Origin of the sequence: Parapedobacter lycopersici, assembly GCF_024643285.1 — a bacterium.
Lineage (GTDB): Bacteria > Bacteroidota > Bacteroidia > Sphingobacteriales > Sphingobacteriaceae > Parapedobacter > Parapedobacter lycopersici.
Map to the genome: position 1 here is coordinate 573,335 of NZ_JAMSLW010000002.1, position 26,301 is coordinate 599,635.

22 protein-coding genes are annotated in these 26,301 nt (G+C 51.4%); 12 read left to right on the top strand and 10 right to left on the bottom strand.

The features are described 5' to 3' along the window. Positions 1 to 82: 82 nt before the first annotated feature. The 3 genes from map (at position 83) to NEV57_RS06685 (ending at position 1,955) form a co-directional block, all read left to right on the top strand. Positions 83 to 847 (top strand): type I methionyl aminopeptidase, encoded by a 765-nt coding sequence (gene map, locus NEV57_RS06675; RefSeq protein WP_257657524.1) that lies wholly within the window; start codon positions 83 to 85, stop codon positions 845 to 847. A 40-nt stretch (positions 848 to 887) separates the two neighbouring features. Beyond that, a complete protein-coding gene (locus NEV57_RS06680; protein ID WP_257657525.1) occupies positions 888 to 1,310 on the top strand; it encodes a hypothetical protein in 423 nt (140 codons plus the stop codon). Positions 1,311 to 1,526: 216 nt separating this feature from the next. Beyond that, a complete protein-coding gene (locus NEV57_RS06685) occupies positions 1,527 to 1,955 on the top strand; it encodes a CBS domain-containing protein (protein ID WP_257657526.1) in 429 nt (142 codons plus the stop codon). 72 nt (positions 1,956 to 2,027) lie between these two features. Here NEV57_RS06685 and NEV57_RS06690 read toward each other — a convergent pair whose 3' ends face one another. The 3 genes from NEV57_RS06690 to NEV57_RS06700 all read right to left on the bottom strand — a co-directional run bounded on the left by NEV57_RS06690 (position 2,028) and on the right by NEV57_RS06700 (position 5,221). Continuing rightward, positions 2,028 to 2,246, bottom strand: a complete 219-nt coding sequence (locus NEV57_RS06690) for a hypothetical protein (RefSeq protein WP_257657527.1) — start codon at positions 2,244 to 2,246, stop codon at positions 2,028 to 2,030. A 138-nt stretch (positions 2,247 to 2,384) separates the two neighbouring features. Further along, entirely contained in the window at positions 2,385 to 3,701 is a 1,317-nt protein-coding gene (locus NEV57_RS06695; protein WP_257657528.1) for a gluconate:H+ symporter, read from the bottom strand. A gap of 23 nt (positions 3,702 to 3,724) precedes the next feature. Continuing rightward, positions 3,725 to 5,221 carry a gluconokinase gene (locus tag NEV57_RS06700; protein WP_257657529.1) on the bottom strand — a complete coding sequence of 499 codons (1,497 nt, stop codon included), beginning with the start codon at positions 5,219 to 5,221 and terminating at the stop codon, positions 3,725 to 3,727. Positions 5,222 to 5,464: 243 nt separating this feature from the next. On the opposite strand from NEV57_RS06700, the gene NEV57_RS06705 reads away from it, so the two are divergent. Then, positions 5,465 to 6,001, top strand: a complete 537-nt coding sequence (locus NEV57_RS06705) for a hypothetical protein (protein WP_257657530.1) — start codon at positions 5,465 to 5,467, stop codon at positions 5,999 to 6,001. Between the two features lie 41 nt (positions 6,002 to 6,042). Here the strand turns inward: NEV57_RS06705 and tamL are convergent, their stop codons facing one another. Continuing rightward, on the bottom strand, positions 6,043 to 8,391 hold the full coding sequence (gene tamL / locus NEV57_RS06710) for a translocation and assembly module lipoprotein TamL (protein ID WP_257657531.1): 2,349 nt from the start codon (positions 8,389 to 8,391) through the stop codon (positions 6,043 to 6,045). 5 nt (positions 8,392 to 8,396) lie between these two features. Between tamL and NEV57_RS06715 the strand changes: the two genes are divergently transcribed. The 3 genes from NEV57_RS06715 (at position 8,397) to lipB (ending at position 11,224) form a co-directional block, all read left to right on the top strand. Then, the gene (locus NEV57_RS06715; protein ID WP_257657532.1) at positions 8,397 to 9,140 is read left to right on the top strand and encodes a TrmH family RNA methyltransferase; all 744 of its coding nucleotides are present in this window, start codon (positions 8,397 to 8,399) and stop codon (positions 9,138 to 9,140) included. Positions 9,141 to 9,288: 148 nt separating this feature from the next. Further along, a complete protein-coding gene (gene hflX, locus NEV57_RS06720) occupies positions 9,289 to 10,491 on the top strand; it encodes a GTPase HflX (protein WP_257657533.1) in 1,203 nt (400 codons plus the stop codon). 43 nt (positions 10,492 to 10,534) lie between these two features. Then, positions 10,535 to 11,224, top strand: a complete 690-nt coding sequence (gene lipB / locus NEV57_RS06725; protein ID WP_257657534.1) for a lipoyl(octanoyl) transferase LipB — start codon at positions 10,535 to 10,537, stop codon at positions 11,222 to 11,224. Between the two features lie 17 nt (positions 11,225 to 11,241). Here the strand turns inward: lipB and NEV57_RS06730 are convergent, their stop codons facing one another. The 3 genes from NEV57_RS06730 to NEV57_RS06740 all read right to left on the bottom strand — a co-directional run bounded on the left by NEV57_RS06730 (position 11,242) and on the right by NEV57_RS06740 (position 15,111). Next, positions 11,242 to 12,717, bottom strand: coding sequence for a S41 family peptidase (locus NEV57_RS06730; protein WP_257657535.1), 1,476 nt, complete (start codon positions 12,715 to 12,717; stop codon positions 11,242 to 11,244). Between the two features lie 58 nt (positions 12,718 to 12,775). Next, entirely contained in the window at positions 12,776 to 13,618 is an 843-nt protein-coding gene (locus NEV57_RS06735) for an MBL fold metallo-hydrolase (protein WP_257657536.1), read from the bottom strand. A 65-nt stretch (positions 13,619 to 13,683) separates the two neighbouring features. Beyond that, the gene (locus NEV57_RS06740) at positions 13,684 to 15,111 is read right to left on the bottom strand and encodes an L-serine ammonia-lyase (protein ID WP_257657537.1); all 1,428 of its coding nucleotides are present in this window, start codon (positions 15,109 to 15,111) and stop codon (positions 13,684 to 13,686) included. A 150-nt stretch (positions 15,112 to 15,261) separates the two neighbouring features. Between NEV57_RS06740 and NEV57_RS06745 the strand changes: the two genes are divergently transcribed. Beyond that, complete coding sequence (locus tag NEV57_RS06745; RefSeq protein WP_257657538.1) at positions 15,262 to 16,827, top strand: glycoside hydrolase family 10-like protein; 1,566 nt, start codon at positions 15,262 to 15,264, stop codon at positions 16,825 to 16,827. A gap of 2 nt (positions 16,828 to 16,829) precedes the next feature. Here NEV57_RS06745 and NEV57_RS06750 read toward each other — a convergent pair whose 3' ends face one another. The 3 genes from NEV57_RS06750 to NEV57_RS06760 form a co-directional block, all read right to left on the bottom strand. Further along, positions 16,830 to 18,539, bottom strand: coding sequence for a glycoside hydrolase family 3 protein (locus tag NEV57_RS06750; protein WP_257657539.1), 1,710 nt, complete (start codon positions 18,537 to 18,539; stop codon positions 16,830 to 16,832). A gap of 70 nt (positions 18,540 to 18,609) precedes the next feature. Next, complete coding sequence (locus NEV57_RS06755) at positions 18,610 to 19,149, bottom strand: TetR/AcrR family transcriptional regulator (RefSeq protein ID WP_257657540.1); 540 nt, start codon at positions 19,147 to 19,149, stop codon at positions 18,610 to 18,612. Between the two features lie 274 nt (positions 19,150 to 19,423). Beyond that, positions 19,424 to 20,413 (bottom strand): aspartate-semialdehyde dehydrogenase, encoded by a 990-nt coding sequence (locus NEV57_RS06760; RefSeq protein ID WP_257657541.1) that lies wholly within the window; start codon positions 20,411 to 20,413, stop codon positions 19,424 to 19,426. A 133-nt stretch (positions 20,414 to 20,546) separates the two neighbouring features. On the opposite strand from NEV57_RS06760, the gene NEV57_RS06765 reads away from it, so the two are divergent. The 4 genes from NEV57_RS06765 to NEV57_RS06780 are packed head-to-tail and all read left to right on the top strand — an operon-like array spanning position 20,547 to position 26,129. Then, positions 20,547 to 23,537 (top strand): lamin tail domain-containing protein, encoded by a 2,991-nt coding sequence (locus NEV57_RS06765; RefSeq protein ID WP_257657542.1) that lies wholly within the window; start codon positions 20,547 to 20,549, stop codon positions 23,535 to 23,537. 36 nt (positions 23,538 to 23,573) lie between these two features. Then, on the top strand, positions 23,574 to 24,536 hold the full coding sequence (locus NEV57_RS06770; protein WP_257657543.1) for an NAD-dependent epimerase/dehydratase family protein: 963 nt from the start codon (positions 23,574 to 23,576) through the stop codon (positions 24,534 to 24,536). Further along, the gene (locus NEV57_RS06775) at positions 24,520 to 25,245 is read left to right on the top strand and encodes a YebC/PmpR family DNA-binding transcriptional regulator (RefSeq protein WP_257657544.1); all 726 of its coding nucleotides are present in this window, start codon (positions 24,520 to 24,522) and stop codon (positions 25,243 to 25,245) included. The genes NEV57_RS06770 and NEV57_RS06775 overlap by 17 nt, the downstream gene beginning before the upstream one ends. Next, the gene (locus NEV57_RS06780; RefSeq protein ID WP_257657545.1) at positions 25,245 to 26,129 is read left to right on the top strand and encodes a hypothetical protein; all 885 of its coding nucleotides are present in this window, start codon (positions 25,245 to 25,247) and stop codon (positions 26,127 to 26,129) included. The genes NEV57_RS06775 and NEV57_RS06780 overlap by 1 nt, the downstream gene beginning before the upstream one ends. Positions 26,130 to 26,301 lie beyond the last annotated feature (172 nt).

Below are 26,301 nucleotides of genomic sequence, written 5' to 3' on the forward strand. Positions count from 1 at the left end.
AAAAGTACAGGGGTAAAGAATAAAAGGGAAAGAAACAGGGGTCTGAAAACTATTCCGTAATTTTAGCGGATATTTAAGCTTTATGTCGATATCAAAAACAGCCGAGCTGAAAGCGTTGAAGCGCGTAAGTGACGTCGTGGCACTGACGCTCAGGGAAATGAGGGAGTATGCCCGGCCGGGGATGACCACCAAACAGCTGGACGATTTCGGCGGTGAGCTGCTCAGCCGGTTCGGCGCTAAATCGGCGCCGGTAATCACATACGGCTTTCCGGGCTGGACCTGCATCAGCGTAAACCAGGAGGTAGCTCATGGTATCCCATCCGAAAAAACCGTTTTGCAGGAGGGGGACCTGGTCAACATCGATGTTTCAGCCATGCTCAACGGCTATTGGGCCGATAATGGCGGCTCTTTTGTACTCGGCCGGGATATCCACCAGCACCAGCAATTGGTAGACGCGTCAAAACAGATTCTGCAGCAGGCCATCCACCAGATAAGGGGTGGCGTACGTATTGGAGATATCGGCCATCTAATCGAAACCAAAGCAAAAAAGAACGGCTATACCGTAATCAAAAACCTGTGCGGGCATGGCGTTGGAAAAGGACTGCATGAAGAACCTGATCACATCTGCAATTACAGGGATCCATATGATACCAGACGGTTTCGAAAAAACACCGTTATTGCACTGGAAACCTTCATTTCCACCAAATCAACGTTCGCTGTGGAGTCACCTGATGGGTGGACGTTGGTGGGCAACCGGGGAGGGTACGTAGCCCAGCATGAACACACCATTGTGATAACCGACGGAGTACCATTAATATTAACTGAAAAAAACGAAATCTGGAATTAACGGCATTACCTAAGCAATCCACTTCATTAACTAAATAATTATGTATACCGGACTCAAACACCTCCACTCTACGCTCGCCTACGTATTGCTCGCGGGCCTGGTTATTTCTATCCTTTATGTATTGTTTGCCTACCTGCAAAACAAGGGATACAACCGGAAAATGGCTCTTTTAGGGCTAATTTGCGCACACCTGCAATTCGTTGTCGGCCTGATTATCTATTTTGTGTCACCCTACGGCGTACAAAATGCCTCGGGGGCAATGCAGAATAGCATTTCACGCCTTTATTTTTTAGAACATCCCCTGACGATGCTCATTGCGGTTGTGCTGATCACCGTTGGATATTCCAGGGCAAAACGGCAACCCACCGCAAAAAAACAGAACGCCAGTGTGCTGCTGTTTTACGCGATTGGCCTGATACTGATCTTATCCCGCATTCCCTGGCACGTCTGGCCACAGTCGTAAGCCACCGTACGGCGCAAAATTAATACAGGCCTCAAAGGCGACCCCTGGAGAAAACCCATGGTTGCTTTTGAGGCCTTTTATGTTTTCCATTATTTCTAATAATTTGTTATCTTTATCGTAACAAATTTGTGCCGCCACGTGTTTAACCAATAGCCGTTGCTTTATCGCCAATATGCTTATCCCATTAACCTGATAAATACTAACGATACAACGATTATGAAAACAGTTAAACAAATCTTAAAAGCCAAACCGGACATTGTACATTCGGTCACTCCTGAAGTTTCGGTTTATGACGCGCTGAAAATGATGATGGAGAAAAACATCAGTGCTCTCCTGGTGATCGAAAGCGGGCATTTGCTGGGTATCTTCACAGAACGCGATTACGCGCGTAAAATCATATTACAGGGAAAATCATCAAAGGAAACTGCCATCCATGAAGTCATGACGAAGGACCCGCATACCATTACGCGTGATGAAACCACCGACTACTGCATGCAGTTGATGACGCACCGCCATTTCAGGCACCTGCCGGTCGTGGAAGGCGCTACGGTCATTGGTATGCTTTCCATTGGGGACCTGGTAAAGCACATTATTGAAGACCAGCAGCAGACGATCAACCAGTTGGAAAATTACATCAACAGTTAATCGGATCGGCTAGCCAATAAAAAAACGCCTAACTCTTACGTCAGGCGTTATCTCTTATGTTATGTGAGGCTTCTATTTTATGATCCGGAAAACCACCCGGAATACAATTAACCATCCCAGCGCCAGTAGAATATTGGATATAGCTGACATCAGGAATGAATCCTGAATAAACCGAACAAATGTCCCAGCAAGGCCAATGGCCACTGCAAGTGCCAATGTAGTATAGTAATGGGTCTGGTTTGCGTTATTTTCTGTTTTCCTGGGTTGTCTTTTTTCTACTATTGTTGCCATGTCAGTAACGATTTGGCTCCAAATGTACAAATAATTTTTCGTTATGGAACACCCTCCGTATACATACATATAATTACGCCTTATCTCGCCCATCGCATAACGGCACAGGGCCATTTCTGTAATTCCCCACTGAGACATTTACACATATAAATCCAGTACCAATACCCCCAAAAGCCCCACAACAGATACAATGGTTTCCATTAACGACCACGAGCGGATCGTATCCCGGAGGTTCAGGCCAAAATATTCTTTAAACATCCAGAATCCTGGATCATTTACATGGGAGAACATTAAACTTCCCGCCCCGGTGGCCAGCACCATCAGTTCCGGACTGGTACTGGTTGAAGCAATGAGCGGCATTGCGATGCCTGCCGTGGTAAGGCCGGCCACCGTAGCGGACCCCAGCGATATGCGGATCGCGGCAGCAATTGCCCACACCAGAATCAGCGGTGAAAAGGCCAGTCTGTCGGCCCACCCGGCAATATAATCGCCCACGCCGCCGGTTACCAGTACTTCCTTGAATGCCCCTGCACCGCCGATGATAAACAGGATCATGGAAATACTACGCACGGCCTCCTCCATATTTCCCATAATCACCTTCATCGTCTTCCCGCGGGCAAGCCCCATGGTATAAACCGCTACCAAAACGGAAATCAGCAATGCGATAACCGGATGACCGATAAAAGCAATCCCTGCAGCTACAGCTGAATCCGGGGGCAGCACAAATGCCAGGGCAGAAGCCAGCGCAATGAGCAATACCGGCAGCAAACCGGTAAACATACTTACCCAAAACCCCGGAATTTCTTCATCAGCAAACGTTTCAACCTCCATAAACTGCGCCGGGGGGTTCGGGTGGATGCCCTTAAGCGTCCAGGAGAAAAATACGCCGCCCAAAATGATGGCCGGTATGGCGATAGCGGTGCCATAAATTAACGTAAGCCCGAGATCAGCCTGGTATAATGCAGCAATCGCCGTGGGTCCCGGATGCGGCGGAAGATAGCCGTGGGTCACCGATAGCGATGCCAGCATCGGCAGACCCACATACAAAAGCGGTAGGCCGGTCTGTATCGCAATGGCAAACACAAAAGGCACCAGGATTACGAATCCAACATTATAAAACATGGGAATACCTACGGCAAACCCTATAATTACCGCCGCCCACTGTACATTACGCCGCCCGAACGCATGGATCAGGCTGGAGGATATCCGGTGGACACCGCCGCCATCCGCAATCAGTTTACCGAGCATGGCACCAAAGCCCAGTATCATAGCCAGTGAGCCCAATGTATCTCCCATCCCCCGTTCAATGGCCTGCACTACGTCAGACACCGCCAGCCCCTGCGCAACACCCACGACCAGTGAAACAATAATCAACGAAAAAAAAGAATTGAGCTTACCAACTACGATGAGCAGCAACAAGAGCAGCACACCACCCGCAACAATAACAAGAGGCATAATACATATCGGTTATGGGGTAACTAATTAAATTCATCTTTAACCTTATCATACAAGCGTTCGAAACGCTCAAAATTTGCCTGGTAGACCCGATGCCTTGCCGGGCTGGGCAAAATAATCTCCGAAGGTGGCGACTGGTCAGCGACGTCGATGAGCGTTGACCGTTTGTCCAGCGCATTTAACACGGTAATATATGCACCTCTTGCAGCAGCCTCCACATTTTTGCGCACATGTACCGGTCTGTCGAACACATCGGCCAGCACCTGAAGCCAGAGTGACGAGTAAGCGAATCCACCATTGGCATGTATCGTGTGGATTGGTCCCGTGATTTCTTCCAGCACCCTACCCACACTGTAAACCCCGAAAATCACACCTTCCAGCACTGCCCGCACAAAATGCGCTTTACGGTGATGAAGCTGAATACCGAAAAACATGCCCTTGGCTTCGGCATTCCAATGCGGTGAACGCTCTCCCGTCAGGTAAGGAAGAAAAAGCAGGCCTTCTGATCCCGCCGGCACGCCGGCGGCAGCCTCCATAAGCCCCTGGAAAGCCGCGTCGCTGGATCCGGCAGCCGGCTCAAAACTATCTTTAAACCATTGAAGCACGATCCCGCCGTTATTCACCGCCCCACCGAGTACATGCAGTTCACGCGTTAGTACATAACTGAACGTGCGGGCCTTATCATCGGTGCGCGGCCGGTCCGATGTCATCCGGATAGCCCCGCTGGTACCAATGGTAACCGCTGCTGCTCCCGGCTGTGTTACATCCGCGCCTAAATTGGCCAGGCAGCCGTCGCTTCCGCCAATGACAAAGGGAACATCTTCCGCAACCCCCATCTTTGCTGCCAGCCGATCATCCATTCCTTTCAGGTAATAAGTAATGGGCACCGGTTCGGCAAGGCGGTCAGCAGAGATACCGGCCATTTCCAATGCCGCCGGATGCCAGTTGAGCTGATGGATATCAAAAAGTCCGGTAGCGGAGGCAATGGATTCGTCAATTACATACCGTCCAAACAGCCTCAGGAAAACATACTCCTTAACAGAGATAAATTTGTACGCGGCAGCATGGACTTCTGGCAGGTGCGTACGCATCCAGCCCAGTTTGCAAAGTGGCGACATGGGGTGTATCGGAGTGCCTGTAGCCCGGTAAATGGAGGTACCGTCGGGTGTATCTTTCAACTGCGAGGCAAACGAGGTGGCCCGGGTATCTGTCCAGATGATGCAATGCGTCAGGGGTATCCCTTGTTTGTCCATTGCGATAATACCGTGCATGGCACTGCTGAATCCAACGCCCAGCAAGCTGCTGCTATTACCTGTCTGCCGATTAACTCCCTGTACTGTTTGGCCAATGGCCTGGATCACCGCATCAAACAGCACTTCCGGGTCCTGTTCAAAATAATGTGGCTGCGGGTTCAGGATCGGGTAAGTAATGTGATCCGCACCAAGTACATCCCCATTTATATCAAACGCAACCGCTTTTGTACCGGAAGTACCAATGTCTACGCCAATAATATAGTCCATGTAAATGCGTTTATAATCAGCATATAGCCCGTCAGCAACGTCAACGGGCCCGAGGGTGTTACACAAACTAAGATAAAATTGCTTTTATATGCAAGTTTATGGCATTGCATAACAATTATTTTATAGGTCGCCCGGTCACCACTGATTGGCCGGGCGAACAGATGACACAGAATAATCTGCGGTAAAGATGGAGGATTTAGCGTTTTTTGCTTAACATTGCGTCAATCAGCACCGTGGTAAGCTATGTATAAATCGCTTTATTTATTGATTGCACTGTCATTCCCCTTTTTAGGCTTTGCGCAGCGAAACCAAGCCATCAACCATTTCATTATCAAGGAAAACCTGATAAAAAACGGTAAACTGGCTGTTATTGCGACCGATGCGGATGAGGTCCCGCTTGATGGAATTTCGGGTACTTACCAATTTGTGATCAACGGATTTCAGCAGGAACTGCACTTTAATGAAGGAGTTGCCATTACGCCCCAGGCAATCGAAACATCGGCCTTTGTATTCATTAAGCACCGCAATGAAAACGGGTCCCATGGCCGTTTGTATTACGTACTGAAAAATCAAGAAGGCCTCAATCCAATCGCAATTAACTGGTATTACCTTATCCTTATCCCCGCTATATTCTTAATAATCGCCTACCTTTTCAAAAGACTGATGATCTTAGCGGTGCTGGTGCTGATCGGGTTATTTATCTTCAATTACAGCAAAGGGCTGGATTTGGAAAACATTTTCGACACCATCGTTCACGGCATCAAGGAATTACGGTTTTAGGTATTGGTAAAATCCGGCTGGTCGCCGGGATGACGGCCCCGTTAAAATGGCATCCCGATACCGAAATTATACTGGATAAAATTATACCGGTCGGGCGCATTCGTAAGGCGGTACTCGGTTTTGAAGTCGCGGCTATCAAACAGCTCCGAAATCACCCATTGTTTCGAACCGCTAAACTGCGGGTCGCGTACTTTCACCCCCGCATCCAGCCGGATAACGAAATAATCAAGGTCGAAACGTAGCCCCGCACCGGCACCTATCGCAACCTGGCTCAGGAATCTGTCAAATTCAAATTCGCCTCCCGGATTAAGTTCATTTTGCCGGATCCGCCAAATGTTGCCGAAATCAGCAAAAGTGGCACCTTTCAGCTTCGCCCCGAATATATCATCCATCACCTTAAACCGGTATTCCACATTGCCTTCCAGTTTAATCTCCCCTAACTGGTCGAGATTCCTGAGGTTCAGCCGGAGACCAGGGTCAAGCACTGCGCGGTTATAGTTACCGGGGCCGAGTGTCCGTGCCTGCCAGGCCCGGATTCCGTTCATCCCCCCGCCAAAGAAACTTTTTTCAAAAATCAGCAGGCTGGAGTTATTGCCATAGGGGATAGCAATGCCCGGATTAAGCCGCAACACCAGCTGACGTTCCCCCCCGAAATGCCGATATAGCCGCAGATCGGTCTCCACCTTAGCATATTGCAGATAGGGCACTCCCATGATTTCCCGTTCACCGTCCTCATTTTGCCGGAAATTGATTACTTCCCCGGCCAGGCCAAGTAAATTGCCGCTGAGATCCAGTCCTCCCCGGAAATAAAAAAAGTCAGCCAGATGGGTCAGCCTCGCCGCGTTGACGGTGTAGGTATACTGTGAGCCCAGCCCAAAATAAGCGCGGTTATTGCTGCGTACATAAAGCAGAAACCCTTCATCAATCAGCTGCTGTGCAAAATCGCTGTTCAGTTGCCCAAACCGGTATTCCAGTACCAGTGGGGTCAGCTGGTGCTGCCGATAAGGCGTACTGAACCAGCTGTACGATACAGTGTTGCTCACATACCGGTTTGAATACGTCCGGTATTGGTCAAATGCCTGCACATTGGAAGAAAATATGGTGCGCGGTAAACCGTTTTTGCTGACATCAGGCACGCTGAACGGCAGGATCAGGCGCGGTACCGTAATGTTTACCCCCACCTGAAAATCATTATTAAATACCCGGTCAAACAGATTACCCTCCAGCCGGGAGTCAAACAGCACACCATAACGGAGCTTCACTTCCAGCTGTTCGGAACCCCCGAAAAGGTTACGATGCGTAAAGGTATTTCCGATATTGAAGCCGCTCATGCCCGAGTTAAAAGTATATTCACCTTCAATCTGATTCCCCATATAAGGTCTTGGCGTCAGCTCATAATGCACATTGAGCCTGCTGGAATCGGACTTACGGTATTCGATCTTAACACTGCGGAAGCTATTGAGTTCATAAAGACGGTCATACGTCAGGTTTTCCATATCCATGCTGTACGTATCGCCCTGCTGTTGAAAAAGGTAACGGGCAACCGGTTCCGGCCGGAACCGGGTCGTCCGGTCCTCAAAGTGAAGGCCGCCCGGCAATATGCTCCGCTCCGGTTGGTCGTGGTTAAGGCCCGGCCGACTATGGCTGATCGTGATAAAGCTGCTGTCAATCGTGAATTTGGTATGGGCCTGCTGCCCCTCAGGGTTATCAATGTAAAGCCTGACGTCCGCCTGATTGCTATGCAGGTTCGAATCCACATCAACACGCACGTATTGTCTTAAATAATCGTAATACCCATGCTGGCGCATCAATTGATAAATGCGTTCCCGCTCGGCGACCAGGGAATCCGCATCATAGCGCATCCCCGATCGGATACGTCCCTTTTCCGGTTGATTCTGTACATATAGCCGCTCCAGCACGGGGTCTTTAATAGCCGTATTTACATGACGCAGGGTAAAGGGTTCACCGGGTTCAATGTCGAACGTAATACGGGCCTTCTTTTTCTGTAATGAAATCTGATGGGAAACCGCCGCATTGAAATAACCTTTAGCAGTTAAAAACCGGCTGATCTGCTGGGTAGAAAAATCAACCAGCGCACTGTCCAGCAAATGCGGGGGTTCTCCCACATGACGGATATTCTCCGTTCGGTAGCGGCCGTTCTGGGCATTGGCAAAATTATAGATAAAAAGATCAACAGGTGAGTTTGGCCGTATTTCAGGGGGAATGTAAGCCGCTGCCTGTTCCTGAAAGGCGGGATCAATCCCCTCGATGGCCACCTTCGTCACTAACGCCTGGTCATCGCCCAGCAAGCGGGTAGAACGGCACGATGCAAATAATACCAACAAAAGCCCTATACTTGCGTAGGCAAAAAAACAATTCCGTTTAATCATTAACCATGCTTTCAAAACCACAGATCCGGACCATCACTTCGCTGCAACAAAAAAAATTCCGTAAAGAAAATGGGCTGTTCATTGTAGAAGGTACTAAATCATTAACGGAATTTATCCATTCGGATTATCTCGTCCAACATATTTTTTATACGCCGCAGGCGGCTGCAAAATTGGGTAAAATACCCCAAAATATAAAATCGGAGGAGATCAGTGAACAGGAACTTAACCGCATAAGTGCACTGAAAACCCCACAGGGGGCATTGGGACTGGTGGAAATTCCCAAAGAAATATCGCTTGACCCCGGCCAGCTCCGCAGCCAGTTCCACCTGGTATTGGACGGGGTACAGGATCCGGGTAACTTAGGCACCATTATCCGTACGGCAGAATGGTTCGGTTTTAACCAGCTGATCTGTTCATTGGATACCGTAGATGTATATAATCCCAAAGTTGTGCAGGCCAGTATGGGGTCGCTGGCCCGCATGCGCATATACTATACCGACATCGAGCGGCTGGCCGCCAACGCCACCGTACCTGTATTCGGGGCCGTGCTGGACGGAGTATCCCTATATGAGGCTGCTTTTTCCGGTGAAGGGCTGATTGTGCTGGGCAACGAAGGCAACGGGATCAGTGCCGCCGTACTGGCCCACGTCGGGCATCGGGTTACCATTCCCCGTGTCGGCGGAGCAGAATCGCTTAACGTGGCGGTATCGGCTGCACTTTTTTGTGCTGAACTGGCGAGAAGGGGTTGATGCAGATTGGCAAAACGCCGGAAAACAGTTATCTTTGTCTCTTGTTTATATCTATAATTGCCATGTAATCGTTCACTACTCCCTTGTACAGCTGCCGCTTGTGATAAGCGCCATTTTGATTATTTTTTAACGATTATGTTTATTATTCATGGCCAAGAGAAAAATTTTTGACACCGCCATACAACCCGAAACCGCCGTGCTGGTCGGCATTATTTTGCCCGATGAGCGCGAAGAGAAAGAGCAGGAATACCTGGAGGAGCTTGCTTTTTTGGTCGATACCGCCGGTGGGGTGGTAAAAAATATATTTACCCAGAAACTGACACATCCAGACCGCGCCACGTTTGTGGGCACGGGCAAACTGGATGAGATTAAATCCTATGTTGCTGCTGAGGAAATCGACATTGTCGTTTTTGACGACGAGCTTTCCCCTTCCCAGTTGCGCAACATTGAAAAAGCACTCGGCGTCAAGATACTGGACCGCAGCAACCTCATCCTGGATATTTTTGCCCGCCGGGCAAAATCGGCACAGGCCAAAACGCAGGTCGAGCTGGCCCAGTTGCAGTACCTGCTGCCCCGGCTTACCCGCATGTGGACGCACCTGGAGCGCCAGCGTGGGGGGATCGGAATGCGGGGTCCGGGGGAAAGCCAGATTGAAAGTGACCGCCGGATGATCCTGAACAAGATTTCCCTGCTTAAAGAACGCCTTAAGTCCATTGACAGGCAGAATGAGACCCAACGCAAAAACCGCGGGCAGCTCATTCGCGTGGCCCTGGTTGGCTATACAAACGTGGGGAAGTCAACCATCATGAACATGATATCCAAATCGGATGTATTCGCCGAGAATAAACTCTTTGCTACACTCGATACCACCGTGCGTAAAGTCGTCATCGACAACCTGCCCTTCCTGCTATCCGATACGGTTGGGTTTATCCGGAAACTGCCCCACCACCTGGTCGAATGCTTTAAGTCGACGCTCGATGAGGTAAGGGAAGCCGACATCCTCATCCACGTGGTGGATATCTCCCATTCAAGCTTTGAAGACCATATCCGCGCAGTAAATGAAACACTGAAAGACCTGGGTGCGCTGGACAAACCGACCATTACCGTGTTTAATAAAATAGATGCCTATCAGCCTGTGCCGGAACCGAAACCGGGGGAGGATGCAGCTGAGCAGGTAGAGCCGATGACACTGGCTGATTTCAAAAGCAGCTGGATGGCCCGCCATAACAGTCCGGCTGTGTTTATTTCGGCCACCGACCGAACGAACATTGAAGAATTCCGGCGGTTGCTATATGACACCGTGGTTGAAATACACACTACGCGGTATCCGTACGATAATTTGCTATATTAGCTAATGACAGCTTGCCGATTGCCGATAGCTGCCAAGTCAACAGATGAATAAAAAAGTCATTTTTGAAGATTGGGGTCTTGTGGATTACCAGGCAGCCTGGGACCGCCAGGAGGCGCTATTTGCCGGTGTTGTCGGGCAGAAAACCGAAAACCGGATAAACGGCACGGCACACCCCACACATAATTACCTGATTTTTACCGAACATCCGCACGTGTATACACTGGGGAAGAGCGGAAAAGCGGAGAATTTGTTGCTGGATGACAGGGAACTTGAGCAAAAACAAGCGACCTATTATAAAATTAACCGTGGAGGAGACATTACCTACCACGGCCCCGGACAAATTGTGGGCTACCCGATTTTGGACCTGGATAATTTTTTTACGGACATCCACCTGTATTTACGAACACTCGAAGAGGCCGTTATCCGTACCCTGGCCGGATATGGCATCGCCGGGGAACGCTATCCCGGGTATACCGGCGTGTGGCTTGATGCCGATAACGAGCGTGCACGGAAAATCTGTGCATTGGGTGTACGTGCCAGCCGCTGGGTAACCATGCACGGGTTTGCCTTTAATGTGAATACCGATTTGGCGTACTTCAATCACATCGTTCCCTGCGGCATTGACGACAAAGACGTTACCTCCCTTGCCCGGGAGCTGGGGCATCCTGTGGATATCAACGAGGTAAAAGATCGCCTCAGGACACAGATCGCTGATTTATTTGGCATGGAATGACGAGCACCCGTTACCACCTAACGCAATACCGGTTTCTTCCCTTTTAAGAGCTCGGTTACGTCCAGTGGCTGCGCATCGGACATGTCCTGTCCTCCGCCCGGCAGTTCCTTGAAGCGGCTGCCCGAACGGGCGCGGCGGATACTCATCTGCATATCCAGCCTTGCCCGCATACCCGGGTCAATAATGCCGAGGGCTGTTCCCAATAACGGGTCGGCCTTTGATCCGATAGGCTGGAGGGCTACACTTTCTTCCGCAACGGCGTACTGTGGGGTCAGCCCATCTGTGAATCCGCCTTCGCCGTTTTTATTCTGATATTTAAGCACAATCGGCTGTATGCCCCAGCTGTCGGCAAACCGGGGATCGGTATTTTCAATCGTGTAGGATGCCTCATCTTTACCAACCGTGGTACCGCCGATGTGGATGACATTCGCATTGCCCAGAAAGGGCCGAAGGTTATTAATCAGCAGTTCGCTTGCCGAAGCCGAACTGGACGTTGCCAGGATAAACACACGGCCAAGCCCCAGATTCAGTGACTGGACCAGGTCGTTGTTTTCGGCACCGAACAGATCCCCGTAGGTATATTCGGCGTCCTTTAGCCCGCTGTTAAAGTCCATCCGGATAAACGGACTGCTAATGTCAAAATCCCGATGAATCAATGCGGATAAAAGGCCGGCAATGGCGAGGGCACCTCCGCTGTTGTAACGCTCGTCAACGATCAGCTCCTGTACGCCGGCTTGCTTAAACTTAACAAAGGCATCTACGAGCTCCTGTGCCTGTGTTGCCAAAAACCGATTGTAAAATAAATAGCCGACCTTCGTCCCGTTTTCAGCGGTCAGTACAGTATCCAGAAGAATGGCGGATTCGCGGAACCCTTCAACGGGAGTCAGCCCCACGGTTTCACCCGTATTCACAATATTACCGTCGCCGTCCAGCACCGCTTTCGTGAGTGTAAACGGATCGCTGCCCTGCAGTGCGTCAATACCCTGTACATATCCGTCCGCATCAACCGGCATCTCCTGGCCATCCAGCTCAACAAACAGGTCGCCCCGCTTAATGCCAGCCATATCGGCAGGCGACCCTTTCAATACATAGCGGACAGCAAGGCCTGCAATAAGCCCATTACCTTTATTGATACCAAAAAAGCCATACCCCAACCCACTGGTCTTGATAATTCCCGATAATTCGCCCTTCAACTCACGGATATTCTGTATCCATGAAAAACGGTCCGTTGGCCTGTTAAGCAGGCGCTCAAAAAAAACAGCCGGGTCCTGGTCAAAGTTGAGCTGTTCGTCACCGGGGATAGCGTTGTTCCAGTAATACCAATACCGCATGCTATCGGCGACCCACTGGTTCACCTCGCTGTTGGTTACCGCGCCCACGGGGCCGGTACCCGAATCCGGTTCTTTTGTACAAGCAATAAGCAGCAAAAAAGCCGCCAGTACCCCTGATGGTAAAATACATTTCACCAGCCGTGTGAGAAAGTGTGTGCCCATAGCGATGTAATTAATAGTAGTGGTAAACGTGTATAATGTGGTCTTCCGTATACGGAAACTATTTCATATATGCGGCATCCCCGGCCACCGGCTCCGCTAACGTAGTGGCCGGGAAAGGGATCACCCCATCCGCGCCGCCTCCGATCTGATAAACCGGTGTTTCGGCATAACGGCCGGCCAGGACAACCGTCGTTTCTTCACAATGCCGGTTAAAAAGCGTAGTCACTAACTCCGGATCATTGTTGTCCCGTGAAAGATGGGAAAGAAATACATGGGTAAGCCGCGCCGAACGGTAATTGACAAATAAGTCCAGCGCCTCCGTATTGGACAAATGCCCATATCCGCCGCGGATACGCTGTTTGAGGAAATATGGGTACCGTCCCCCCATTAACAGTTCCTCATCATAATTGGTTTCGAGAAAAGCCGCATCACACTGTGCAAAACGCGCAATTACCTGTTCACATACACGGCCGATATCGGTAAAAACCCCGACTGAAGTCCCCGAATGGTCGATCACAAAGCTATATGGATCAGCTGCATCATGGTATTTACGGAAAGCCGCCACCTGCAATCCGCCAATGGTAACGGTTTGTTGGTCGGTTATTGGAAACAGGAGGCGTTCCGGAATAGCCAATCTGCATGCGCTCCGGGTACCCGCGGAAAGAAAGACCGGTAATTGGTATTTATTGGCCAGTACACTCAGGCCCCTGATGTGATCGCTGTGTTCATGCGAAACAAATATCGCTTTCACCCGTTGCATGGATAACCCCTGCCTCGCCATGCGGCGTTCGGTTTCCCGACAGGAAATTCCGGCATCCACCAAAACAGCATCCTGTTCATTGCCAATATAATAGCAATTACCATTGCTGCCAGATGCGACGGAACTGATGAAAAGCGGCATACACAAAGTAAAAGAAAAAAGATGAAAGCACCATAAATAAGGTGCAATTCAGCAGCAATTAATCATCAGCATTCCGGAAGGCTGAGCGGAAGCTGGACAGCGAGGCCGCCATCCGCGGTTTCCTTGTATTTAACGTGCATGTCCTGGGCGGTCTCCCACATGGTCTTCACCACCGTATCCAGGCTGACCTTCGCTTTATCCGGATTGGATTGGAGCGCCAGCTGCGCAGCGGTAATGGCCTTAACAGCGCCCATGGTATTACGCTCAATACAGGGTATTTGCACCAGGCCACCGATCGGATCACAGGTGAGGCCCAGGTGATGCTCCATGGCTATCTCCGCAGCCATCAGCACTTGCCGTTGCGAACCGCCAAGGCATTCCGCAAGTGCCCCCGCTGCCATGGCAGCCGAAACGCCGATTTCAGCCTGACAGCCACCCATAGCCGCGGAAATTGTAGCCCCCTTTTTAAATATACTGCCAATCTCCGAAGCAACTGCAATAAACTGCCTGATCTTCGCTTCGTCCAGCCCGTCGTGGAACGCAATAAAATAATGCAGCACGGCGGGAATAACGCCTGCTGCACCATTTGTCGGTGCCGTTACCACTCGTCCGAAAGCCGCGTTCTCTTCGTTTACCGCCAATGCAAAACAGCTTACCCAGTCCAGGATATACGGAAACCGATTACCCCCTGCGCGAATGGCGGCTATCCAGCTGTCATAATCATGGTATGTCCGTCCGGCCATCAATTTTTTATTGAGCTGATGTGCCCGGCGGGCGACACCAAGTCCACCCGGCAGGGTACCCTCGGTGTGGCAGCCCCGGTATATGCACGTACGGATCACCGTAAACAGCTGACGCACGCGTTCGTTCGTTTCCGCTTCAGGGCGCCAGGCCTGCTCATTTTCCAGCACCAGTTCGGAAATCGACAGTCCCGTCCGGATACACCAGCCCAGCAGGTCATGCGCACTTTGCACAGGGAAGGGCAGGTCTACTTCTTCCGTTACCTGTGCCTCATTCCCCTCCTGTACGACAAATCCGCCGCCAATGGAATAATACGTTTCACTGATGGCCTTGCCTCCGGCCAGTAGTGCCTGGAACGTTACCGCATTGGGATGAAACGGCAGGCTTTCTGCATACAGCAGCATGAGGTCTGCTGCATATTCAAATGGGATCTCGTGTGTGCCCCCAAGGAGCAGCAGCCGGTGCTGTTTGATCCGGTCGGCCTTGGACTGTACGTCGTCTACGGGAAAGGTAACGGGATCGTCGCCACTTAGGCCAAGTAAAACCGCGATGTCCGTGCCGTGGCCGATGCCTGTTTTGGCCAGCGAACCATAAAGCAATATCTTCACGGATTCGGTGTCCATCAGTATACCCCGCTGCGCCAGGCCCGCGGCAAACCGCTGAGCCGCGCGCCAGGGCCCCAGTGTATGCGAACTTGAGGGCCCGATGCCGATCTTGAACATATCAACTATGGAAATTTGCTCTTTCATCATATAAATAGGTACATTGGGATCAGGCAAAGTTATGCCTTTTCTGCTGCTTATGTACAGCATCAGGGATGAATTACCGGCGGTTAGGCATCGGGCTGATGGAATAATACGAGAATGTTCCTATCTTTAGCCCCTGTGCACCCATGTAATGCTATGCGTAATTTCCGTCGAATTCCAGTTTTCGTTTTTTTTGCTTTTTTCGCCCTTCATGCGTATACCAATACGCTTTCCGCCAGACCCCCTGCTATCGACGACCGGCTGCCTAAGCGAGAGTTCCGGGGTGTATGGATTGCTACCGTGGTCAATATCGACTGGCCGTCAGCAGCGGGCATAGGCGCCGAGCAGCAAAAACGGGAACTTATCGAAATCCTGGATAATCACCAGCGTGCGGGTATCAATGCCATCATCCTGCAGGTCCGGCCAACAGCCGATGCTTTTTATGCAAAAAGCAGGGAGCCCTGGAGCCGCTTTCTTTCGGGCAAGCCAGGGCAGGCACCATCCCCGTTCTATGACCCGCTCGAATTTGCAATTGAAGAAGCTCATAAGCGGGGGATGGAGCTCCACGCATGGTTTAATCCGTATCGGGCCACCTTCGATCTGGTAAGTGCAAATACCGCCGCCGATCACATTACGCGGCGGAAGCCGGAGTGGTTTTTTACCTACGGCGGAAAAAAACTGTTCAACCCCGGTATTCCGGAAGTCCGTGCTTATATAATCAGCGTTATTATGGATGTGGTCAGGAATTACGATGTCGATGGCATCCACCTTGACGATTACTTTTATCCTTATCCGACCGGTAATGCACAAATCCCGGACACGGAGACGTTCCGGCGTTATCCGAATGGCATGCATAACATTGCCGACTGGCGCCGGAATAATGTCAATCTGCTTGTCGGGCCGCTATCAGACAGCATTCATGCGGCAAAACAATACGTTAAGTTTGGCATCAGCCCTTTTGGAATATGGGACAATAAAAAAGACCATCCGCGCGGATCGCAGACCAGCGGCCTAAGCGGTTACCGCCAACTCTATGCCGATGCACTGACCTGGCTGGAAGCGGGGTGGGTCGACTACATCAACCCCCAGCTTTACTTTCCTTTCGGCCATCGCCTGGCCCCCTATGAGTTATTGGTAGACTGGTGGGCGCAGCACGCCAATGGCCGGCATTTTTACGTCGGACATGCCGCCTACCGGGCCAGTGAAAACGGAGCCGGCTGGCAGAGTCGCAGCCAGCTGCCCAACCAGGTACGTTACGCCCGGAAAAACCCGGCCATACAGGGCAGCGTTTACTACAGCTCTAAACACCTGACAAACAACATTGTCGGCCTCCGGGATTCACTGCAATATAACCTGTACCGGTATAAGGCCCTTCCTCCGCAGATGCCATGGCTCGACAGCATTGCACCGGAAGCGCCGACAGCCCTGGAAGCCCGCGCCATGGCCAACCAAGCGGCCGTTATTCTGCACTGGCAACCCCCGAAAGCGGCCGCCGACGGCGAACAGGCCTACGGGTACGTCATCTACCGGTTTAACCAGGGCGAGACACCCGACTTAAGCAATCCCCGGAATATCCTGCACATCAGCTACGACAGCACACAGCTATCCTACGCCGATAACCTGATCCGAAACGGTGCGCAATATACGTATGTGGTTACGGCAATTGATCGGTTGAAAAACGAGAGCCTTCCGTCGAATACCCAGCTGGTCGCGCTGCAATAGCGCTATTTCCCGTCGCCATAACGGAAGAACGAGTTCACGGTTACCGGAAGGCGGCCCGATGGGTTCAGCTGCCGCAGCACCACCTTGGCCGCTGCACGCTGCATAACCTTATCGTTCTGATAGCAGATCAGGATCGACTTGGCCTGTTCCACACCCGGCAATCCCGCCAGCGCATACGGGTTGGCAAACACACAGAACACGCTGTTCATATTGGCCAGTTCATTGATGAATAGGCGTACGGTACCGTTGTAGTTCAACGTATTCCGGGGTCGTACCCGTTTGTCATGGAGCGCCACGATCACCTGGCTATATCCTTTTAATTCACTGGACACGGCCGCGACATCATCGGCAGACGCATCGGCCGACAACATAAAGTATAAATGATTGTCAAAACGCCGTCCCAGCTGTTGCTGGAATTCAGACAGTTCCGGATCACCGATGCCAATAATGGCCGTACGTTTGGAATAATCCAGCGAGTTGATCGTGTAGTCGCTTTTCAGCAACGTTACGGAGGCGTCGGCCAGCCGTTGATTAAGCAACCGTAACTGCGGCCGGTTCAGGTCTTCGTAAAGATTGGCATATACCACTTCGCGCCTGTTATCCAGGCCCAGCCAGTACTTTGCGGCCAGTATTTTTTTTACCCGTGCATCAATATCCTGCTGCGAAAGGCGCTGCTGCTTAATGGCCTGCAATACCAGGTCAATTGCACGTGCGCTGTTCAGCGAAAGCTCCAGCACATCGTTGCCGGCAATAATGGCACGTACATCCGCCTCACCGTTGCGGAAGTGCTTCACCACGCCCTGCATGTCCATCGCATCGGTAAAGATCAATCCGTCGAAGCCGAGCCGCTTTTTAAGTATGTCGGTCACGATGTGTTTGGAAAGTGAAGAGGGGAGATTGGGGGTATTATCCAGGCTGGGGATGTTCATGTGCGCAATCATAACGCCCGATGTCCCGGCCTTGATTAATTCCCTGAACGGATACATCTCCAGCGAATCGAGCCGTCCCGCGGTGAAATTAAGCCGGGGAAGGTCGTGATGTGAATCCACGTCCGTATCCCCGTGGCCGGGGAAATGCTTTAACGACACCATGATCCCCTCGTCCATCATCCCCCGCATATAGGCAAGTCCCTTGCGCGTTACATTCTGTTTATCTTCACCGAACGAACGGAAATTAATGACCGGGTTCCGCGGATTGTTATTGATATCAACAACCGGGGCAAAGTTGATATTCAGTCCCAAACGCTTAAAGTCACGGGCAATTTCCCGTCCCATCTGGTAAATCAACGCCTCATTCTGTATGGCACCCAGCGCCATTTGGTAAGGGAACGAAACCGTCGAGTCCGGCAGGCGCATACCCAGGCCCCACTCGCCATCCAACGCGACAAATAAGGGTACTTTGGATAGCCGTTGGTAACGGTTAATCACCTGTGCGTGCCGGATCGGACCGCCCTGAAACAAGACAATGCCACCTAACTGCTCGCGCTGCACCACGCCCGCCACCGAATCGATATACTTCGGACCAAGGTCGCTATGCGCCCGGACCATAAACAGCTGGGCCACCTTTTCGCGGTTACTCAGGGCATTAAATACCGAGTCTACCCAGGCATGTTGGGAATTAATAAAGGGGATAAACTTTTCGCGCTGCTGGGCAAACGCAGCAATGGATACCGTTATACTGAAAACAACTGCTAATACCGCTTTTTTAAGCATAATTACATGCATATACAAAAATAATACCGGGGACGCCCAGGATGAGCTAATGAAAAGTCTACTATCTGGATCAAAGCCCGTATCTGGATTCCAAAAACTTGTTTAGTTCCGCCGTATTCCCCAATTCGTCGTTGGCTTCTTTCTTCCAAAGCGCCTCAATAATGAGCAAGAGAAGCTGGGTTTCCAGTTCAGGATATTCATATCCCAATTCTGAAAAAGCTTTCTTAATAATGGGATACACCGGCTTCATAAACAACTCATGCTGCTGCCTGGAAAACTCATGGTGCGATAAACGTTCCTGCAGCTTCCAGAACAACGGCTCCTCATTGACCAGCTCCACCGGCAGATTAATCATGCTGCGCAGGAAGCTTTTTGCACTTTTATAGGTCATCATGCCCTTATGATGAGCCAGTACGCGGCGGTATCCCGACTTGATTAAATGAAACAGCAGGTTGTCCTTATTGCCGAAATGCTTGAAAATAAGCGCTTCCGACACCTCTGCACGTTGTGCGATGGCTTTGGTGGAAGTATCTGCATAACCAATTTCGGCGAACAGCACCAATGCTTCCCTCATTATCCGTTCCTTTCTGCTCTCCGTTTTCTTTTTCATGTTGATTCCGCGCAAACGATCTGCAAACTTAGATAAATTCGCTTTTTCAAGCAAAATAATGGGACTTACACCCAAAAGTGAATTACCCCGCTAATCGACTGCAATTAAAAATTAGTTCACGGACCCGCCTGTTCCCCTGTTCAGCAAAATGGTCTTCTTTTACCATTGGTGGTGAAACAAACTTAGCTAAAATAGTTTACGTCTTCAAATCCGTCAGGTGCGCTTAATACACAAAAAAAGCGGCCCGGGGCCGCCTTCTTTATTCGTTGAAACGTTAGAGCAGCTGCTTTTTCAGCAACGCTTCCGCGATCTGAACCGCATTGGTGGCCGCCCCTTTCCGTAAATTATCTGCCACAATCCACAGGTTCACCGTATTTGCCTGGCTCTCATCCCGACGGATACGCCCCACAAACACTTCGTCTTTCCCGTGGGCATCCTTTGGCATGGGGTACTTCAGGTTCGCCGGGTCGTCTACCACCACAATACCGGGTTGATCAGCCAACAGGGTACGGACTTCATCCAGGTCGAAATCCTGTTCAAATTCAATATTAACTGCCTCGGAGTGCCCGCCAATAACCGGAATGCGTACAGTAGTCGCGGTAACCCGTATGTGGTCATCTCCCATGATCTTGTTCGTTTCCTGGATCATCTTCATTTCCTCCTTCGTGTATCCGTTGTCCTGGAACACATCAATGTGAGGAATAACGTTCAAATCAATCGGGTAAGGGTATGCTTTTTCCCCGTCTAAGCCCGCACGTTCATCATTCAGCTGTTTCACGGCCTTAACCCCGGTACCTGTGACCGACTGGTACGTCGATACAACAACCCGCTTTATGCCATAACGGTCGTGAAGCGGTTTCAGCACCACAACCATCTGTATTGTTGAACAGTTGGGGTTTGCAATAATTTTGTCGTCAGCCGACAATACATCTGCATTAACCTCCGGTACTACCAGCCGTTTGGTCGGGTCCATCCGCCAGGCAGAGGAGTTGTCGATCACGGTCACACCGGCAGCAGCGAATTTCGGCGCCTCTTCAAGCGACGTGCTTCCCCCTGCCGAAAACAATGCCACGTCGGGCTTCAGGGCAATGGCTTCGTCGGGTGTAACCACCTTATATTGCTTCCCCTTGAATTCGATTTCCTTACCCTTGCTCCGCTCTGAAGCTACCGGAATCAATTCTGTTACGGGAAAATTGCGCGCCGCTAACACTTTTAACATTTCCGAACCAACCAGTCCGGTCGCGCCGACTACTGCCACTCTCATTTTTGCTTTGTTTTTGTGAATGAATTTTTACGTATAAAATTATTATTTTTAGCCGTCAAACATACGAAGTTTAGCCTCATTTTCCAACACGGAATTGTAATATTCCCCTGAGGCACCACTTAAACCTAAACCTATGAAAAACAGCCTGTTTCTATGGTGCTGCATCTTTCCGGCATTGGTGCTCGCCCAAGTCCACGAAGACTTTTCTTCGGATCAATACCCCGGCAACCTCCAATGGCGTGGACATACCTTCGCTTTTGGCATCAACGCGGACGCACAGCTCCAGAGCCAAACTATCAATTCGACCTACATCAGTACCGAAAATAAACTCGCAACCGGTGTTCGATGGGAAATCGGCATCCGGATGGGATTTAACCCATCGCCAGCCAATCAGCTGCGCATTTATCTCATAGCCGATAACGATACACTGACCGCCCCATTAAATGGCTATTTCATACAGATTGGGGAAAATGGCCCGGCAGACCGGTATCACTTATACCTTCAGGAGGGGGAAAATACCCGGCTGCTGCTCAGCAGTCCACCCATTGAACGTTCGGACCCGGCGAATATTAACGACCGGATTAAGGTAATCCGGGACGCGGCGGGCGACTGGGAATTACAGCTCGGGGTCGACCAGGGCCAGCTGATCACCGCAGGTACCGTAAGAGATACAGCCGTCATGCACACGTCTTTTTTTGGTTTCCACTGCCGGTTTACCGATACCAACGCCGATCAATTTTACTTCGACGATTTTTCCATCGATACCACTGCCATCGACATAACCGGTCCGCTTCAGCCGGCCGAAAACAAACTGCGGCCCGACCAGACGGATAGCGCGGTCTTTTACGATGATTTTTCCGCCGGATTGCTGTCTCATTGGTACGGCGACACCGCCACATTCCGTGTCGTTAGCGAGCGGCTGAAATTAACGGAGGAGGCTGCCTCGCCGGGATTCCTCGCCGTATCCAGCGGTCGCCTGAACAACACGGTCTGGGAAACGGGGATACAGGTCGACGGTCCGCTTTCCGCGGGTAATTATGTACGGCTGTACCTGGCCATGTCGGACACTTTACCGGATCATCACGACGGTTATCACGTGCAGGTCGACGGCGCAAAGGGGAAGCATGTCTACCACATCTGGCAGCAGCGCGGTGATTCACGCTCCCGTATATTCCAAAGTGATTCCATCCCCAATCGTGGCGACCGCTTCCGTGCCCGGATCCGGATCATATACGGCCAATCAGGGCGTTGGCAGATCCTGGCCGATGAATACGATAGCGGGATCTTTGCACCTATCACGCCAAAAGGCACCAAAGTTATCTCCACGGACCTTACCTTCATCGACACGGCGTATGCCGGATATCTCGCGCACTTTTCCAAAACCCGCCGGGCAGACTATGTGCTGGATTACCTGCTGATTAAGCCCGCCGGTCCCGTTTCCGACACGATACCCGACACCACCGGCAGCGTTCCGCCTACCAAGCCCCATGCGGTGATCATCAATGAACTAATGGCTAATCCCAAGGGAGCGGCGGGACTGCCGCCGCTGGAATACGTGGAATTGTACAATACGACGGATGAAACAATTGTACTCGACGGCTGGACATTTACAAGCAAGACCCGCTCCGGCGTGATTCCAAAAGGAAAAATCACGCCACACGGTTACCTCCTACTCTGTTCTGTGTCCGATACGGCTGTTTTTGATCCTTATGGCCATACAATAGGACTCACCCCATGGCCGTCGCTGGTTAACACGGGTACCACACTCACGTTGAAAGACGCGTACGGGACGATCGTTAACCAGGTAATCTACGATCCTTCCTGGTACCACGACAGCAAGAAAGGACGCGGCGGATGGAGCCTCGAACGCATCAGCCCGCTGGAGCGTTGTCTGGCCGGTGATAACTGGACCGCCAGCGCGGATGAACGGGGCGGCACACCCGGTACCCGGAACGCCGTACACGATCCAGCGTTTAACATTGATTTCAAGTTGCTTGATGTTGAGGTTCGAAATGGCAGGCAGCTGTTGCTCGCCTACACACAAGCCCTGGATACCACAGTTGCTGTATCACCGGACCGTTATTGGTTAACCCATGGCATAGGTTCGCCCAAGCGCGTACAGGTCATCGGTTCGCGCCACGTATTGCTTCACTATGACCGCGCATTTCCGGCGGGCAGGGAATATACACTTACGGCTGCAGATGTCGCCAATTGCGCCGGGTTATCAGCGGACTTCAGCTACGTGTTTTTCCTTCCGGACACCGCGGCGACCAACGATATCCTGATCAACGAAATGCTCTTTAATCCAAAAAGCAAAGCAATGGAAGGGGTGGAAATGGACGGTGTGGATTTTGTCGAGATTTATAATCATTCCTCCAAAACGGTGGACCTGCAGCAGTTCTATCTCGCGCACGTAAATAAGGGCAAGGTCACCGGGCATCGGCAGATCAGCGAAAGTCAGTTGCTTTTTCATCCCATGGAGTATAAAGTGCTGACATCGCAACCACATACCGTACAGGCACATTATCCCGATGCTGACCGGCGCGCCTTTATCCAAATGGCCTCGTTACCGCGTTTCAATAACGATTCCGGCACGGCGCTGCTGGTCAGTCACGGCCAGACAATAGACAGTCTCGCGTACCGTGCATCCATGCATGCTCCCTTTATTGACAACCCAAAGGGAATCTCCCTGGAGCGAAAACAATTCGATGTTGCGACCAATGCTCCGGGGAATTTTCACTCAGCCGCTACTTCCGTAGGCGGCGCCACACCCGGTTACCGCAACTCACAGGGTATGCAGATGGAAGGAGCATCGGGTGTATACCTGACCTCCAAAACCTTCTCGCCTGATGGCGATGGGTTTGAGGATATCCTGGAAATTAACTACCATTTTCCGGAACCGGGCATTATGGCCAGTATCTCCATCTACGATGACAAGGGGCGACTGGTGAGACGCCTGCAGCGCAACCAAAGCTTGGCAACCCGGGGTACCGTTACCTGGGACGGCCGCTCGGATACCCATCGGCCACTGTCCATGGGGATATACATTGCCCTGATTGAGGTTTACAATAGCGAGGGAATGCGAAAGACCATCCGGCGAAGCTTCGTATTGGCAAAAAAGTAATAAAATAATACCGCCATTTTGCTAAGTTTGCATGCAATGGCAGAACGCATCATCATCCTGGGTTCTAATGGCCAAATCGGTACCGAATTGGTTGCCGCATTACGTAAAAAATATGGGCAGGCACAGGTTGTGGCTTCCGATATACGGAAACCGCAATCGGTAGCCGGTGACACACCCTTTGAGCTGATCGATGTATTAGACCGGAAAGCGCTGCACCTGCTGTTCACGCAGTACCGCCCTACGCAAGTCTACCTGCTTGCCGCGGTACTTTCTGCTACCGGAGAACAGCATCCACGCCAGGCCTGGGACCTTAACATAAACGGCCTGCTGAATGTGCTCGATCTGTCCATGGAATATGCAGTCAAAAAAGTCTTCTGGCCCAGTTCCATTGCCGTCTTCGGGCCACATTCACCAAAAACGGACACGCCCGAATATTGTACCATGGATCCGACCACGGTTTATGGGATCAGCAAATTAGCGGGCGAACGGATCTGCGAGTATTATCATAACCGTTTTGGCGTCGATGTCCGTAGCATCCGGTATCCCGGCATCATCAGCTGGAAAGCCGCACCGGGCGGCGGTACAACGGATTATGCCGTTCATATTTTTCATGAGGCATTGAAACACAACACCTATGCGTGCTTTTTATCGGCAGACACCACGCTGCCGATGCTCTATATGGATGACGCCATCCGGGGCACACTGGCCCTGATGGATGCCCCGGCCGACCAGATCTGCATCCGATCGAGTTACAACATCACCGGCACCAGTTTTTCCCCGGCCATGCTGGCCGGCGCGATCCGTAGGCACTTGCCGGACTTTACCATAACCTATGTAAAAAATGACCCGCGGCAGGCCATTGCAGATACCTGGCCCAGTAGCATCAACGACGCGGAGGCGCGCCGCGACTGGAATTGGAGCCCTCGGTATGGACTTGCCGAAATCACAGCAGATATGATTGTAAACCTTAAAAAAACAACTAATGGGAAGAGCATTTGAATTTAGAAAAGAACGGAAATTCAAACGTTGGGCAAAAATGGCCGTGCAGTTTACCCGGTTAGGGAAGGAAATTGCCATTGCCGTCAAAGAAAGCGGACCCAACCCCGAAGCTAATTCCCGCCTGCGCACGGCTATTCAGAATGCCAAGGCAGTAAACATGCCCAAGGACCGCATTGAAGCGGCGATAAAACGGGCATCCGATAAAGATGCGAAAGGCTATGAAGAACACGTGTATGAAGGCTATGGCCCGCACGGTGTCCCGGTTCTTATAGAAACGGCTACCGATAATACCAACCGTACCGTAGCCAATATCCGCAGTTATTTCAGCAAATCAGGAGGTACGTTGGGAAAGACAGGATCGCTCGATTTCATTTTTCAGCGCAAATCCGTTTTCCGTTTCGCCGTTCCCGAGGCCCTCGATGTCGAAGAGCTGGAGCTGGAACTGATCGATGGCGGATTGGAGGAACTCTATGTGGAGTCCGACGAGGAAGGGAATGACGTTGTTGTCGTACAAACATCATTCGAGGATTTTGGCAACATGCAACGCCTGCTCGAGGAAAAAGGTATTGAAGTCAAAAGTGCCAAATTAGAGCGCATCGCCCTCACCAGCACCGAAGTTTCGGAAGAAGATGCCGCGGAAGTACTTAAATTGATTGACAAGATTGAGGAGGATGACGACGTGCAGGCAGTATATCATAATATGGCGTAATGACGTTCGAGGAATTCTTTATAAAGAAAAAAATTGACCTGGCACAGCTGCGGCGTGCCCAGCCGGACCTCTATGGGGAATTCCGCGAGCATTACGTTAAAATGGGGGAGAAGAGCTTTGACCACACCAAAAAATACTGGTTTAACCGGTTGCGGAAAGATTACCTGCTTCCGGAAATAGCGGCTGCCACGGATGCGGAACCGGTGGTCGCTGCCGCTCCGGCTGTCAAAAGCGAAAAAGCCCTGCCGCCGGGAACGGTTGCTGCAAAGCCCGTTGGCTTCAAGCCTCGCTTCAAAGCAGGGGCAGTACCACCCCCCAATACCGGCACACCAACAGCGGATACTGCGACACCGTCGCCTGCTAAAGATGCGCCCGGAACAACAGATGCCCCGGCAAAACCGATGGGATTCAAACCCCGGTTCAAGCCCGGCACCACACCTGTTGCCAAGCCCGAAGAACCAAAGCCGGAAGCAACGGCGGAAACACAAACACCTACTAGCGAAGCTTCCGAAACACCCGAGGCGCCAACCAAGCCCTTGGGATTCAAGCCCCGGTTTAAAGCGGGTGTCACGCCTGCCGCCAAACCCGAGGAACCAACAGCGGAAACAGCGGCAACGCCGGTCGCCAGCAACCCCACTGAAAAAACAGCTGCACCAGCTAAACCCCTTGGATTCAAGCCCCGGTTTAAAGCGGGCGTCACGCCGACTGCCAAACCGGAGGAGCCAGAAGCTGCACCAAAACAGCAAGAAGAGGATCAACAAAAAGAAACAACGAAAGAAAAACCAGCAACGCCGGAGGATTCGGAACAACCTGCTAAGCCGCTTGGCTTCAAGCCGCGGTTCAAAGCCGGGATAACCAGGCCGGGTAAGGACCGGAAAGGTTAGACCGGCACGGCCGCTCCGGTATTGTCTTCGCCGGGGGATGATGCCCTTGCGGCATCCGCATGGACCTCAGTTTTTAAAGGACAGGATATGTTATGATCCGGGTGCCGGACACCCCCGGGTTACCGCGGGTATGCACAATGCCGGGGTCCATCACCGGATTCCGGGACTGACG